Origin of the sequence: Prevotella jejuni, assembly GCF_900187995.1 — a bacterium.
Classification (GTDB): Bacteria; Bacteroidota; Bacteroidia; order Bacteroidales; family Bacteroidaceae; genus Prevotella; species Prevotella jejuni.
This window is the reverse complement of record NZ_FZNZ01000001.1, coordinates 144,596-159,602: the sequence shown is the minus strand read 5'-3', so window position 1 is coordinate 159,602 and position 15,007 is coordinate 144,596. Positions and strand designations below refer to the sequence as shown.

The window sequence follows — 15,007 nt, the reverse complement described above, 5'->3', positions numbered from 1 at the left end:
ATCATTCCATTGAGTGTGTAAACAGATGCTTATAAGCTATCGTCAACCTATCTTATAATGCCGAATTTGACTCACTTAAACACTTTTTTATCGACGTGTAAATGCTTTGAAACAATTAGATAGGAGCCTTTACGCCTTGTAAAAACATTGAAGATGCAACAATATAATTATTAGGTGTTTGTAGTATAACCTAAGGAGATTAAAAACTTATCAGACCTTTTGGGTGCTTTTTCATATATTCTTTATGGCCTTGGAGTTTTTCCTCAATTCGTATGTGAGACTTTCTTTGTGGAATATTGGTCCTCAACCTAAATTCTGAGGGCACCAGTAGGAGAGTAAATTATCATTACACAGATCAATGTCAAACAACTTTAGAATATGGGTATATTACTTCTTAATAATCAGTTTGTAACCTTCATCAAATCAGAAAGTTACAAGCAATGTCAAAAAAGACGCCCTTCTTGCTTTAAGAAGGGCGTCTTCAACACGTAAGAAGAGCATGTTCTTGAATGTAATTAGGCCTCTTCTTGCCTCATCTCTGGCCTATCTTCAAATAGAGGAGAGTGTGTTTACTGAAAAATCTTTACGTTTTCAAGCTACATGTGGATATAGTCTTCGACGAAAGAAGACTAAAACAAGGAGGTTGCACCCCAAATCAAAACGATATAACGGAGCACCTTACCTAAGGTAATACTTAATACAGATAATACAATATTAGCACGTGTAAGTCCTAAAACGATGGTAATTGCACTACCAAGGATTGGGAGAAAAGCAAAGAAACCCATCCATGCTCCACGTCCATCCATAAAGCGATAGGCTCGATCTAAAGACTTTTGTTTGACATGAAAATACCGCTCAAGCCATTCCAACTTACCCAATCTGCCAAGTCCATAGTTTAACATACCTCCTAAAACGTTACCTATACTACCATAAACGAGCAAAAGAACGGGGTCGACACCAGCCGCAAGTAGACCAAGCATTACTGCCTCGCTACTAAAAGGTAAGAAACTTCCTGCAAGGAATGCGGATAAGAACATTCCCCAATAACCATAGTCTACAAGTATTTGTGTAAGAGATTCCATAAGTTGAATAGGGTGATGATGATAGCTGAATAAGAGAGAATAAGAAACATCCAATTGGTTATCTTTGTACGTGTCAGCGCAAAAAAATGTGCAATGAGCGGTGCTGTTGCAACAATCATTATACTCAGCAATGCCTCATAGTGCTGAGGTTGAAGTAAAAGAAAACCGATAGTTGCAAGGTCTATCGTTATAAAAACCTGATAAAACAAACGTGTTCGAATATTATCGTTACGCTTTTGGTTCATGAAATGGACAATACCAATGATAGCGCAAACCAGTACTAAGGATAGTGTTAATACCTGACTAAAGCTCAATAACTTAAGATTGAATGGTTCAGCAAACACTGCAATCTTCTCAAAGTGGCTTATCAGTAATGTTATATCACCTTTTGCAGCTAAGTATCCAGCATAAAACCAATATGGTAATACTATGCCGAGAAGTGATGCAACAAAGTTACGAGGACTCATAGAGAGCGTATTTGTACGCATAATAATCCATAGTACGGGTAGAAAGAAAAGTGTTTGTACCCATACGATACTTGCCATACCGATGCAGAAGAACGCATAGAAAGTCCAACCTGGCGCATGTGTGTGTTGATAGCAACGAAAGGCAAAGGTGTAGAAACCCACAAAACCTAACATGATGATAGCCGTCTGAATAGATGGAAACATGAAGGCAGCCATAGTAGCAAAGACCAAGAATGAGCATGACACCATTCTACTATAGATACGAATGAGCGCATTAGCATTATTCAACTCCATCATAAGATAGGTAGCCAACAAGATACAAACACCTGGTACGATTACCGAAGTGTTATATAACCCAGCTATAGTCCATACAAGAGTAGCCGCTGAGACAACATACACTTGTGTCCAGCGGCTTTCTGATATTCGATTTTGAATGCGTTTTTGTTGCATAATTGTGAAATACGGAGATAGACTTAATACTGTTATTAGAGACTATCTCCATTCGTTCAAGAACTAAAGACTATAAGTCTTGTCCTATATCTCTTCTAAAGTATTTATCCGTAAAATCAATCTTCTGTGCTTCTGCAAAACTCTTCTTAAGTGCTTCTTCCTTGTTTTCACCATAAGAAGACACGGCAATAACACGACCTCCTGCAGTTACAATCTGGCCATCCTTTACAGCAGTACCACTATGGAAGACCACGGAACCTTCAACCTTGTCAAGTCCTGTGATTGGATAGCCTTTCTTATATGTCTCTGGGTAACCACCGCTGACAAGCATTACACAAACTGCAGAACGTGGGTCGAACGCTATCTGTCGTTGGTTGAGATTTCCTTCTGCAACCCCTTCAAAGAGGTCAACGATGTCACTCTTCAATCGTAACATCACACTTTCAGTTTCCGGATCACCCATGCGACAATTGTATTCGATAACCATTGGCTCACCATCAACATTGATTAAGCCGAAGAAGATAAAACCTTTATAATCGATACCCTCGGCCTTCAAGCCCTCAACGGTAGGACGGATAATACGTTCTTCAACCTTTGCCATCCATTCTTTCGTAGCAAATGGGACAGGAGTAACACTACCCATACCTCCAGTATTCAAGCCTGTATCATGTTCGCCAATACGCTTATAATCCTTTGCTTCAGGTAATATCTGATAATGAGTTCCATCTGTAAGTACAAATACAGAGCATTCTATACCAGAAAGAAATTCTTCGATAACAACCTTGGCAGAAGCATTACCGAACATACCACCAAGCATCTCACGAAGTTCCTTCTTAGCCTCTTCGAGTGTAGGAAGAATGAGTACGCCCTTACCAGCAGCCAAGCCGTCGGCTTTCAAGACGTAAGGAGCCTTGAGAGTTTCGAGGAATTGCATTCCTTCTTCAATGGTTGTACCATCAAAAGTCTCGTAAGCTGCAGTCGGTATATTATGTCGTTTCATAAAGGCTTTGGCAAAGTCTTTTGACCCTTCAAGTACTGCACCAGCCTTTGATGGTCCAATCACAGGAACGTTAGCAGTGCGGCTATCCTCTTTAAAGCAGTCGTAGACACCTTTAACCAATGGGTCTTCAGGTCCAACAACAATCATGTCAACCTTCTCTTCAACGACAAAATCCTTCAGTCTATCGAAGTCGTTTACTCCAATTGCAACGTTCTCACCAACAGCTTCAGTACCAGCGTTACCCGGTGCAATGAAGAGTTTACTACACTTTGCACTCTGTGCAATCTTCCATGCCAAGGCGTGTTCGCGACCGCCGCTGCCTAAAAGTAATATTCTCATAAAGGTTTTCTTTAGCCCCTCCAACAATGGAGGGGAAGTGCAGACTTACCGCACAGGGTTATATATTATCAGTTAATTGCGTTTATATGTGTTATAACGCACAAACATAAATACTATTTTATGGGTTTCAGATAATCCTCAAAATATTGTGTGATGCGTTCGTGTAGATGTACACTCTGATGTCCGCGCATATTATGAGGTTCACCAGGATAAACGAAGAAGTCGGGTTGTGTGCCAGCAGCAATACATGCCTTTAAGAAGGAGTAAGCGTGCTGTGGAACAACAACAGGGTCGTTCAATCCTATAATAATTTGTAGTTTACCCTTGAGATCCTTTGCCTTTGTAAGGAGGGAGGTCTGTGCATAGCCTTCAGGATTAGACTGTGGCGTATCCATATAACGCTCGCCATACATCGCTTCATACCATTTCCAATCAATCACTGGGCCACCTGCAACTCCAACCTTGAACACATCTGGGTAATTGGTTATCAATGATGTAGTCATGAAACCACCAAATGACCAACCATGAACTCCTATGCGGTTCTGGTCAACGTATGGTAGAGACTTTAAGTATTTGACGCCTTCCATCTGGTCTTTCATCTCTTCTTGGCCAAGATGACGGAATGTTGCTTGCTCAAACTCCTTACCACGATGTTCGCTACCACGATTATCAAGGATGAAAAGTAAGTAACCCTTCTGTGCCATGTAAGTCTCCCAACCACGTGAACCCCAGTTCCATGAAGCCTCAACATTATGCGCATGAGGACCGCCATAGACATAGATTACTGTAGGATACTTCTTATTCGCATCGAAGTTGACAGGCTTTACCATACGCCAGTATAAGTCTGTCTTGCCATCTGCTGCCTTAAGAGATCCACTTGTATATTCAGGGACTGTATATCCTTTCCAAGGGTTTGCTGAGGTGAAGTAATCGTGACGTTGTGGCTTACCAGTCAAACTAATGACCTCATACTTATGGGGTACAGATGGCTCACTGTAGCTATCCATCACTGCATTACCATCTTCACTCAATTTTGGATAATGATAGCCACGACCATTGTCAAGCAATGTGCGCTTGCCAGAACCTACATTTACAAGCCATGTATTACGCTGAATAGGGTTGCACTCGTTAGATACATAGACAATACTCTTTTGCTTGTTGTTAAAACCAAGTACGTCTATTACAACCCACTTACCACTTGTTATCTGCTTAAGCTGACGTCCATCTTTATTAAAGAGGTAAAGATGATTGTAGCCATCCTTCTGACTCTGTAAGATAAACTCATTATCATTCCATGGCAAGAACTGAATAGGGTGACATGGTTCAACATACTTTGCATCTGTCTCTCGATAAAGTTCTTTTAGCTTGGCACCTGTGGTTGCATCGTATGATACTAAACGACAATCATTCTGATCACGGTTGAGTTCAAACATATAAATTGTCTTCTCATCAGGACTCCATGCTATGTTCGTAAAGTAACGATCAGTTGGATCACCCGCCTGGAGGTATACAGTCTTACCTGTAGCAAGGTCATATACACCGACAGTCACCTTATGAGAGGTCTCACCAGTCATAGGGTATTTGATTAAATCAACCTTAGCAGCACGTGACTCACCCTTGGCAGGTTTCCAATCTAACTCTGGAACATCAACAAGAGGGTAGTCAGCAACCATGCTTTGGTCCATACGGTAGAATGCTAAACGGTTTCCCTTTGGACTCCAATAGAGTCCGCCATTAATGCCGAACTCGTCACGATGTACACTCTGACCATATACGATGTTGCGAGAACCATCTGATGTCAACTTATGCTCAGCACCTTTTGCATCCGTGACATATAATTGATGGTCTTTTACAAACGCTGTTGCACCAGATAACTTGTTCCATTCATGTGCCTGAAGACCGCTTGGACGATTCTGACGTTGCTCAAGTTTTTGTGTCTTAAAGTTCACATATAAGTCCTCATTACCGTTCTGTACCACTACAATAGGACGGTCAGAATAAGGGAACTCAGCTCCATAGAGGTGGCGTACAACCTCATTTGAAGTAGACAACCCTGCCCATTTGTTGATGTCATCGAGAGTGAACAGTTGCGTCTCCTTACCTGTTACGGGGTCAACCAGCGAACAACTGTTATAATCTTGACGCACCAATTTACCGCCCCACCACGTTAGATAACGTGCTTCAGGGCGCATGTTGTAGAAGTTGTTACCACCAAAGTTCAAGTCTTCAAGTGTGAACTGCTTTTGTGCCATACTCTGAGTAGGACATAAAAGTCCTGTGAAAGCACAAATGCCCACAAGACTGATGAATGATTTAATCTTCATGACTATACGTGTTTTTACCACGGAATCCTCCGCGTTTGTTAGATTTATCGAATCGTTTACCACCATATTTGCGATCATCATCACGGTTGTATGAACGCTTACGGTCGTCATCATGCCTAAATGAACGCTTCCTATCATCGTCTCCTCTTCTAAAGGAACGTTTGCGGTCTTCGGTATCTCGGTCGAAACGAGGGCGTCGTTCACGGTCTTCACGGAACTTACCACCAGCGAACTTATTGCGCTCTAAGCTATGAAACGTGAATGAACGAATATCAGCCTCAGCGTTTTGTTCATTTTCATCCAGGCGTTTCTTAAACTCACGCTCCTTCTTAAAACGATGCTTCTGAGCCATCTCTCGTTTCTCTTCTTCGGTCTTAATGATGCCACCCTCGTGTCGGAAATTACTCATCTTACCATCAAACATCTGGTAGCGACGGAACTCACACTCCAAAGAACCATTGTAAACAGGAATCTTAATACTTGGTTTTAAACCAATCTGACGGAAGCACTCCTCACGATAAGACAATATCCAAGCCTCATTACCCATAAACTGATGCTTCAATCTCTCACCTATCATCTTGTAAGTACCAAGTAAGTTAGGTGTAGAGATACGCTCGCCGTATGGAGGATTCATTACAATCATGCTCTTCTCTTTAGGCTGAGTAAAATCCTTGAAATCCTGTTGCTCGATGGTTACATACCTTGACAAGCCAGCCGCAGCCACGTTCAGACGTGCCGTGTTGACAGCCTTCATATCAGTGTCATAACCATAGATATGATGTGTGAACTCACGTTCCTGAGAGTCATCATTGTATATCATATCAAACAGATCTTGGTCAAAGTCAGGCCACTTCTCGAAGGCAAACTCCTTACGGAACACTCCTGGAGAAATATTACGAGCAATAAGTGCGGCCTCAACAGGCAATGTACCTGAGCCACACATTGGGTCGATGAAGTCTGTTTCACCCTTCCAACCCGTCATAAGTATCATACCTGCTGCAAGAACCTCATTCAATGGCGCTTCAACACTCTCCTGACGATAACCACGACGATGCAGAGATTCACCACTTGAGTCCAATGATAACGTTGCATTATCCTCTGCAACATGGATATTCAAACGGATATCAGGATTACTAACAGAGATATTTGGACGAGTACCAGTACGCTCTCTAAATTGGTCAACGATAGCGTCTTTCACCTTATAAGTAACAAAGCGTGAGTTCGTGAACTCCTCTGAATAAACGACAGAGTCAACAGAGAAAGTCTTACCAGGGAGGATATACTTACTCCAATCAATCTTCATCACCTCCTCATACATATCTTCAGCACTCTTCGCCTTGAAATGTGCGATAGGTTTAAGGATACGAATAGCAGTGTGTAACTGGAAATTAGCACGATACATCATTTCCTTGTCACCAGTAAACGACACCATTCGGCGTCCTATTTGTACGTTATTGACACCTAACTGTGTCAGTTCTTTTGCTAATACTTGCTCCAAACCCATGAAGGTTTTGGCGATGAGTTCAAATTCTTGCATTTATGTGATAGATATTTATATACGAATTTTTATGATGATTAGTAGGGAGGTCTTCACTCTTAACATCCATGGAAACAGCCTGTTATCTTACTAAACAAGCATCTATTTGTTCCTCTTCAAGATGAGAGCGGGGTAGTACCTTTATATTCCTCCACCATATTCAAAGTCGATATCTAATATATCGGTCTTATTTTGTTTGTATTTCTTCGTTCGTGGACGCATATCCCGTGTGACCCAGACATTGGCACCTATGATGCATCCCTTTCCAATAGTGATACGACCAAGGATAGTGGCATTGGCATAGACAACAACATCATCCTTTAGAATAGGGTGACGAGCAATCCCTTTAATAGGCTTACCATCTTTATCGAGTGGGAAGTTTTTCGCTCCTAAAGTTACACCTTGATAAAGTTTCACATGATTACCAATAACACAAGTAGCACCTATAACGACACCCGTACCATGGTCGATAGTGAAATGTGTACCAATGGTTGCAGCAGGATGGATATCGATACCCGTTTCTGAATGTGCCATCTCAGTAATCATACGTGGGATAAGAGGTACATTCTCTAATACTAATTCATGTGCCAAGCGATAGTTAATAACAGCCTTAATAGCTGGATAACATGAAATCACTTCACCTACGTTGACTGCTGCAGGGTCTCCATCGAAGGCTGCTTGTATATCAGTTGAAAGTATCTTACGTAAGGTTGGGAGTTTCTCTATGATACGTCCTGCTATCTTGTTAGCCTCTTCTTGCATACAAAGACGAGTGTCTGCGGCATTAGGACAATGACAATCTTCGTTAAAACAGAGACCAGCCATAATCTGTCGAGAAAGCAGTTTATGCAGTCGTTCAACACTCATACCTATTTGATACTTGATAGTCGCAAAATTAACCGACGACCTTCCATAAAAGCCTGGGAAGAGAATAGAACGTGAGAGTTCGATTATCTCTTCCAATTCTTTAGCCGATGGCAAGGGGTCTCCATCACGGTGTTCATGGCAAATACCCTGCATCGCTTCTGGTTCAGAAAGCTCATCTACAGTCTGTATGAGTTGATGAGTGATGTCTTGTTTACTCATTGATACTATTTCGAGATGTAATTACGTTGCAAAGATAATGATTATTATCGATATTTTATGGGTTTGTTCAAGAAAAATATACTAATTTTGCAGTGCTTTTCAAGCACTATTACAGGATAATTTAGGTTCGAATAGCGTCTTATTCAAAATGTTTCAAATATTCAAATAATGAAGTCAACTATTTTTTCACGTACTTTTCATACCCTCTTTCTATCTGCTTTTTGTGTTATAGCGTCTGCTGCAACCACTTCTCATAAGTCTCATAAAAATATCAAACGACAATATGATGGTATCGATGTGTCGCATCATCAGGGCAAGATAGACTGGAAAGAAGTGGCTAAAGACAAACAAATTAAGTTCGTATATATCAAAGCAACGCAAGGAACAAGTATAAAAGATAAGAACTACGAACAGAACATTAAAGGGGCACGTCGTCAAGGTTTACGCTGCGGTTCTTACCATTATCTTTCCTGCTTAACCTCTGTTAGGTCTCAATTTCGTAATTTTCAGAAGGCTATGCGAGGACATAAACAAGACTTAATTCCTATGATTGACATAGAGCATGAAGGCGTAAAACGCTGGAGTAAGAAGCAGGTACAAGATAGTGTAGCCTTATTTGCGAAACTCATTGAGCGTAAGTATGGAAAGAAACCGCTTATATATTCACATGTAAACTTTTATAATTCTCATCTTACACCACGCTATAACAAGTACTTTCTCTTCTTAAGTAGATATAGTTCTGAGCGTCCTTCCATTAAAGGAGTAGGCCGACATAATATCTGGCAGTTTACCGATCGGGGAAGAGTACGTGGTATTCATGGTAATGTCGACCTTGACAGATTTATGTCAGGAACCTCCCTTTCGTCTATTCGCCTGTAGCTGTTTACAATTATTTGGGATTGCTGTAAATTTATTATAAACAAATAAAAGGATGTTTCCAACTCATAATTTGTTTGTACATTTGTAACGTTTAAAAGCTTAGAACGAGCCAACGTCACACTTTACAAAAGAAATATAGGAGTATATAACAGCCTCTTCAAAGAAGAAATATCAACAGTTTTATAAGCTATAAATCCCAATCATTAATGGAAAAAAATCTATTAAGTAAGAATTTAACAAATATGCGTAAAATAAATATTAACAAAGGAATTATATCTTTTCGTACTGTGATACTTGCACTGATGTTACTTACGTTGCATAGTGTTCAAGCACAAGAGTACCATGAAGAGCCACCATTAACATTCCGACCTTTGCTGCAAGAGCTTGGAACAGAATTGCTGCAAGGGAAGAAGGGGAGTATTGTTGCCGTTGACCCAGCTACAGGTGAGGTTCTTTGCATGGTCACTAATTCACCTACAGGACCAAATGATGCCCTTGCGATAGCGACAGCTTACCCTCCAGGCTCAGCTATCAAGCCTGCTCAAGCATTAGTATTCCTCTCAGAAGGAATCGTCAAGCCAGACACAAAGATAGCCTGCCATGACGGCTTTCGTGATGGGAATATAAAGGTGAAATGCCATCCTCACTACTCACCAGAAGCATTGGCGGGCGCATTGGCTGTCTCTTGTAACACTTGGTTCTTGAAGTCTTATCTATCTATGTTAGGTAATACACAGAAGTATGGAAGCAAGGAAAAGGCTGTTACAACATGGTGGGAATACATTGTAAGTATGGGACTTGGTGGACCTGTAGGAATTGATATGCCTGGAGAAAAGGGTGGATTGGTTGCTAATGTGAACTATCTATCGCGTAGATATAAGAATAATTGGGACCCGAAGACCATCATGTGGGCTGGTATGGGACAAGGAGACATCACAGTCACACCGCTTCAGCTCTGTAACTTAGCGGCTTCTATCGCTAATCGAGGCTATTTCTTCACACCACACATTCATAAGAATGTTGACTGGTCACCTCTGTCCTCACGCTTTACAACCCCTCGACAAACGAAAGTACCACCTTATATATATGCAGATGTCATCAAAGGAATGCGCTTGGCTGTAACCAAGGGGACTGCAACAGTCCTTAATGGAACAACTTATCCGGTCTGCGGAAAGACAGGAACAGCCGAAAATTCTGGTAAAGACCATTCTGTCTTTATTGGTTTTGCTCCTATGAATGATCCAAAGATTGCTATTTCTGTTTATATAGAACATGGTGGGTTTGGTGCTGATGTAGCTGCTCCTATAGCAGGCTTGATTATGGAAAAGTATCTTAAAGGTAAACTGAGCCCGAAGTCACAAGCTATGGCAAAGCGCATTGAACGTATTAACACAATCACTAAATAAACCGTGGTTTGTAATAAAAAATCATGGAGTAGTATCCAATAGATGCTTATCAACGCTCAAGAAGGGCGTCTTCTACCTCCCAGAAGACGCCCTTCTTGCCTATTGAAAACGCCCTTCTTAAAACTAATTAGGCGTCTTCTTCTAATGAGGTATGTAACCTCTTAATTACTTGATAGTTACCATTTGCTTACAAAAGACTTCTAACTCTCAAAATAAGGGACGTAATAGCTCCTCGTTGTAATAAATATTCATAAAGGCGTATTATCGTTTTTTCGCTAACTATATCAGTCTCATAATCCGCTAAAATGAATGATATAAAACAAAAAACCCCCATTCTCTCTCCTTAAAAACAAGGTTAGAGAATGAGAGCAAAGCATATTAGATTATTTTATATTCTCATTACCTCCTTAACACCCTTCACCGTTCTGAGTTTCTTGATAAGCATATTCAACTTGGAATTATCATCCAACAGGACTACAAGATTACCAGAGAAAAGGCCATCATTAGAGTCAATATTGATAGAACGCATCACGATCTTCTCGTCTTTTGAGATGATATTGGAAATATTACTTACAATACCAATATCGTCATTACCAATGACACGCAGCGTAATAGCATACTGAGAGGAACCTTTACCGCTCCAACGTGCCTTAACAACACGGTAGCCAAAACGCTTGCGCATCTCTGGTGCGTTCGGACAATCCTCTCGGTGAATCTTTATTCCTCCGCTGACTGTCACAAAGCCAAAGACAGGGTCGCCATAAATTGGGTGACAACACTTTGCAAGTGAGAAGTCTAAGCCTTTGAGGTTCTTATCTATAACGAGTACATCATCATTCTTCTTCAGATATTCTGTCGTAGGATTTTCAAACTCAAAGTTCTCTGCGCTCTCCGTTTCCTTTGCTTGATTGAGGTTGTGCGCATGGTTATAAGTCTTCTGATACTCCTCGATAACATAGTTAGGGTCAAGTTTCTCATCAGCAATCTGCTTATAGAATTCAGAGACTTCCTTGAACCCTAATTTGCGAATGAGCTGTCCCATTGTGGAGTCTTCAATCTCAATCTTCTTGTTCTTAAACCTACGTTCGAGTAGTTCCTTTGCATACAGGCCATCCTTAACCTGTGTTTCTTTCAGTGCAAGACGTATCTTAGCCTTTGCACGCGAAGACTTACAGATATTCAACCAGTCACGGTTAGGCTTCTGTGTCGACGAAGTTAGTATCTCAACAGAGTCACCACTATGTAACTCGGTACGGAAAGAAACATTCTTACCATTAATCTTTCCACCTACACATTGATTTCCTATCTTGGAATGAATATGATAAGCAAAGTCGAGTACAGTAACTCCTTTAGGAAACTTAAGCAAATCGCCCTTTGGTGTGAACACATAAATCTCCTTTTCATAAAGGTCAGATCTAAACTCATCCATCACCTCCAGGTTGTTACCGGCCTCAAGTGCTGAACGAATAGAAGCCAACCAGTTGTCCATTCCACCTTCTGCCTTCACTCCCTTGTACCTCCAGTGAGCAGCAAGACCGTGTTCAGCAATCTCGTCCATACGTTCGGTACGAATCTGTACTTCGACCCACTTTTTATCAGGGCCAAGTACTGTGATGTGCAGACATTCGTAACCATTCGACTTTGGTACAGATAGCCAGTCGCGCAGTCGCTTAGGGTTAGGCTGATACATATCCGTCACAATGGAGTATGCCTGCCAACATTGCATCTTTTCTTTATCCTCTGGTGAGTCGAGAATGATGCGGATAGCAAAGAGATCATAGATTCCTTCAAAGGCACACTTCTGCTTCTTCATCTTCTGCCAGATGGAATGAATAGACTTTGTGCGACCTTTTATGTGGAATTTAAGTCCTGCAGCTTTAAGCTGTTCACTGACCGGAGTGATGAAACTACTTATATAAGCATCACGCACCTTCTTAGTGGCATTGAGCTTCTCCTTTATATGATAATATGCATCATGCTCCAGATATTTCAGCGATAAGTCCTCAAGTTCACTCTTAAGCTGGTAAAGTCCTAACTTATGAGCCAATGGGGCATAAAGATAACTGGCCTCTTCAGATACCTTGCGCTGGGCTTCTTTATTCTCTACATCACGTATCTGACGCATGAGATTGACGCGGTCGGCTATCATAATCAAGATAACTCGCATGTCTTCTGCAAATGATAACAGAAGGTTGCGGAAATTCTCACTTTCGATAACTGGCGTCTTCTTGTAAAGTGCATGTACACGGATAAGACCATGAATAATCTTCGAAACGCCTTCACCATATAGCTTACTTATCTCGTCAAGAGTTATTTCTCCTTCTTCGACACTTTGATACAAAAGGATTGAAATAACTGAGTCGCGATTCAACCCTATATCCTTAACAGCGATAGCAGCTGTCTGTAGAGAACATAAAATAGGGTTTAACTTAAAGACATTACGCTGAATACGGTTATCAGCAATCGTCTTATTCAGATGGTCACGCAGCTTTGGAAGATCATTCTCGTAGAATGTTTGGCCAAGTGTTTCCTTAAGTTCTTCGAGTATCTTTTCAGACAACTCCTTCTCTTTATCCGTATAAATGAATTTCTCTTCCATAGGCATAATATATCTATTAACCAAGGCAAAGATACAAAGAAAATTGAAATAATGAGAAAGAAATGTGTCAAAGAGTTTCTTTCTTTCGGTTTAATTCGTTATTTTTGCAGATATAATACAATCTTTTTAATACCTTACCATTATGTTAAAGAAAGAAGACCTAAAACAAATTCATGATAAAGGAATAAGTGAGGAACAGATTAGTAAGCAATTAGAAGACTTCAAGAGAGGTTTTCCTTATTTGAAACTTGAAGGTGCTGCAACCCCAAAGAAGGGTATTACAGTACTTGACAAGGATGCTTGTGAGGATGTTTGCCGTGCATGGAAAAACTATCAAACAAGTGGACATAAGGTTGTTAAGTTTGTTCCTGCGTCTGGTGCAGCCAGCCGTATGTTTAAGGATTTGTTCGCATTCCTCAATGGTAGCAATGATGCACCAGTGAGTGACTTTGAGAAAGAGTTCTTTTCTAACATCCATGACTTTGCGTTTTTCAATGAATTATCAGCTAAATGCCAACAGTTAAAGGGTAAAAGTGCGGACGAACTATTAGAGGAAGGACACTATAAAACAATTGTTGCCACCTTATTAAATAAGGAGGGCTTGAATTATGGACAGCTACCTAAGGGATTGCTTCTATTCCACTCATACGCTGACGGAGCACGAACGCCAATGGAAGAACATTTGGTTGAAGCAGCACGTTATGCAGAAAGTAACAAGCAGGCACACGTACATTTCACTGTATCACATGAACACTTGGCCTTCTTCAAGCAAAAGGTAGCTGACAAAGAGACTGGATATGAGGCTAAGTACGGTGTTAGCTTTGATATTTCTTTCTCTGAACAGAAGCCGAGTACAGACACGATAGCCGTAAACCTTGATAATACTCCTTTCCGTAATGAGGATGGTTCGTTACTCTTTCGACCAGCTGGTCACGGTGCACTCATTGAGAATTTGAACGATCTGGATGCTGATGTTGTTTTTATCAAGAATATAGATAATGTGGTGCCCGACCGCCTGAAGGACGAAACCATTAGCTGGAAGATGATTATTGCAGGTAAACTTGTTGAATTACAGGAGCGCGCTTTTGCTTATCTCCACAAATTAGAACAGGGCAATTGTTCTCGATCTGAGCTTGAAGAGATGGCTGATTTCCTACAGAAAGAACTTTCTTGCGAGAAACACGACAGGTCTTCTCTTGATGATGCAACACTGGCAGAATACCTATATAAGAAGCTAAATCGTCCTATGCGTGTATGTGGTATGGTGAAGAATGTAGGCGAACCCGGTGGTGGACCATTCCTCGTTTATAATCATGATGGGACAGTAAGCCTTCAGATTCTTGAAAGTTCACAAATAGACAAGAACGATGAAACATCTATGAAGATGTTTACAGAAGGTACTCACTTTAACCCTGTCGATCTTGTATGCGCCATCAAAGACTACAAAGGTAATGCCTTTGATTTGACAAAGTATGTTGATAAAACAACAGGCTTCATCAGCTCTAAATCGAAGAATGGTCGTGAACTCAAAGCTTTAGAACTTCCAGGATTGTGGAATGGGGCGATGAGTGATTGGAATACCGTCTTTGTAGAAGTACCACTCGGTACTTTCAACCCAGTAAAGACTGTCAACGACCTTCTGCGTGAGCAGCATCAATAAACATCAGAAGGACAGTCCTAAATTGAGTAGATAAAGAATAAAATACTTCCCAACTGTTGGAAATTATATTTCTAATTGGTTGGGAAGTAGTTTATCTAAGCCTTACCACCTATTTATTATAAGCATAATAAAGTTTCTATCTACTTGTTTCAACACATTATATTATCGTTTATCACTA

10 protein-coding genes are annotated in these 15,007 nt (G+C 40.8%); 3 read left to right on the top strand and 7 right to left on the bottom strand.

The features are described from left to right. Nucleotides 1-629: 629 nt before the first annotated feature. The 6 genes from CHB62_RS00590 to CHB62_RS00565 form a co-directional block, all read right to left on the bottom strand. On the bottom strand, nt 630-1,082 hold the full coding sequence (locus CHB62_RS00590; protein ID WP_009010723.1) for a YqaA family protein: 453 nt from the start codon (nt 1,080-1,082) through the stop codon (nt 630-632). Beyond that, the gene (locus CHB62_RS00585; protein ID WP_089365246.1) at nt 1,055-1,999 is read right to left on the bottom strand and encodes a hypothetical protein; all 945 of its coding nucleotides are present in this window, start codon (nt 1,997-1,999) and stop codon (nt 1,055-1,057) included. Before CHB62_RS00585 ends, CHB62_RS00590 begins: the two co-directional genes overlap by 28 nt. Nucleotides 2,000-2,069: 70 nt before the next feature. Beyond that, nucleotides 2,070-3,338, bottom strand: coding sequence for a phosphoribosylamine--glycine ligase (purD, locus tag CHB62_RS00580; protein WP_089365245.1), 1,269 nt, complete (start codon nt 3,336-3,338; stop codon nt 2,070-2,072). Nucleotides 3,339-3,451: 113 nt separating this feature from the next. After that, a complete protein-coding gene (locus tag CHB62_RS00575) occupies nt 3,452-5,662 on the bottom strand; it encodes a S9 family peptidase (protein ID WP_089365244.1) in 2,211 nt (736 codons plus the stop codon). Beyond that, nucleotides 5,652-7,199, bottom strand: coding sequence for a THUMP domain-containing class I SAM-dependent RNA methyltransferase (locus CHB62_RS00570; protein WP_089365243.1), 1,548 nt, complete (start codon nt 7,197-7,199; stop codon nt 5,652-5,654). The genes CHB62_RS00575 and CHB62_RS00570 overlap by 11 nt, the downstream gene beginning before the upstream one ends. Nucleotides 7,200-7,340: 141 nt before the next feature. Continuing rightward, nucleotides 7,341-8,285, bottom strand: a complete 945-nt coding sequence (locus CHB62_RS00565; RefSeq protein WP_089365242.1) for a serine O-acetyltransferase — start codon at nt 8,283-8,285, stop codon at nt 7,341-7,343. A gap of 168 nt (nt 8,286-8,453) precedes the next feature. Here CHB62_RS00565 and CHB62_RS00560 point away from each other — a divergent pair, with 168 nt between their 5' ends. Both CHB62_RS00560 and CHB62_RS00555 read left to right on the top strand, forming a co-directional pair. Continuing rightward, nucleotides 8,454-9,164, top strand: coding sequence for a glycoside hydrolase family 25 protein (locus CHB62_RS00560; RefSeq protein WP_089365241.1), 711 nt, complete (start codon nt 8,454-8,456; stop codon nt 9,162-9,164). A 242-nt stretch (nt 9,165-9,406) separates the two neighbouring features. Continuing rightward, on the top strand, nt 9,407-10,570 hold the full coding sequence (locus CHB62_RS00555; RefSeq protein ID WP_089365240.1) for a penicillin-binding transpeptidase domain-containing protein: 1,164 nt from the start codon (nt 9,407-9,409) through the stop codon (nt 10,568-10,570). A gap of 388 nt (nt 10,571-10,958) precedes the next feature. On the opposite strand, the gene CHB62_RS00550 is transcribed toward CHB62_RS00555, so the two are convergent. Then, nucleotides 10,959-13,169 (bottom strand): RelA/SpoT family protein, encoded by a 2,211-nt coding sequence (locus tag CHB62_RS00550; RefSeq protein WP_089365266.1) that lies wholly within the window; start codon nt 13,167-13,169, stop codon nt 10,959-10,961. Between the two features lie 142 nt (nt 13,170-13,311). Between CHB62_RS00550 and CHB62_RS00545 the strand changes: the two genes are divergently transcribed. Next, a complete protein-coding gene (locus CHB62_RS00545; RefSeq protein WP_089365239.1) occupies nt 13,312-14,829 on the top strand; it encodes a DUF4301 family protein in 1,518 nt (505 codons plus the stop codon). Nucleotides 14,830-15,007 lie beyond the last annotated feature (178 nt).

Coding starts and splice junctions, on each gene's coding strand:
- CHB62_RS00590 (WP_009010723.1), bottom strand. CDS start 1,082: ATGGAATCTCTTACACAAATACTTGTAGACTATGGTTATTGGGGAATG.
- CHB62_RS00585 (WP_089365246.1), bottom strand. CDS start 1,999: ATGCAACAAAAACGCATTCAAAATCGAATATCAGAAAGCCGCTGGACA.
- purD (WP_089365245.1), bottom strand. CDS start 3,338: ATGAGAATATTACTTTTAGGCAGCGGCGGTCGCGAACACGCCTTGGCA.
- CHB62_RS00575 (WP_089365244.1), bottom strand. CDS start 5,662: ATGAAGATTAAATCATTCATCAGTCTTGTGGGCATTTGTGCTTTCACA.
- CHB62_RS00570 (WP_089365243.1), bottom strand. CDS start 7,199: ATGCAAGAATTTGAACTCATCGCCAAAACCTTCATGGGTTTGGAGCAA.
- CHB62_RS00565 (WP_089365242.1), bottom strand. CDS start 8,285: ATGAGTAAACAAGACATCACTCATCAACTCATACAGACTGTAGATGAG.
- CHB62_RS00560 (WP_089365241.1), top strand. CDS start 8,454: ATGAAGTCAACTATTTTTTCACGTACTTTTCATACCCTCTTTCTATCT.
- CHB62_RS00555 (WP_089365240.1), top strand. CDS start 9,407: ATGCGTAAAATAAATATTAACAAAGGAATTATATCTTTTCGTACTGTG.
- CHB62_RS00550 (WP_089365266.1), bottom strand. CDS start 13,169: ATGGAAGAGAAATTCATTTATACGGATAAAGAGAAGGAGTTGTCTGAA.
- CHB62_RS00545 (WP_089365239.1), top strand. CDS start 13,312: ATGTTAAAGAAAGAAGACCTAAAACAAATTCATGATAAAGGAATAAGT.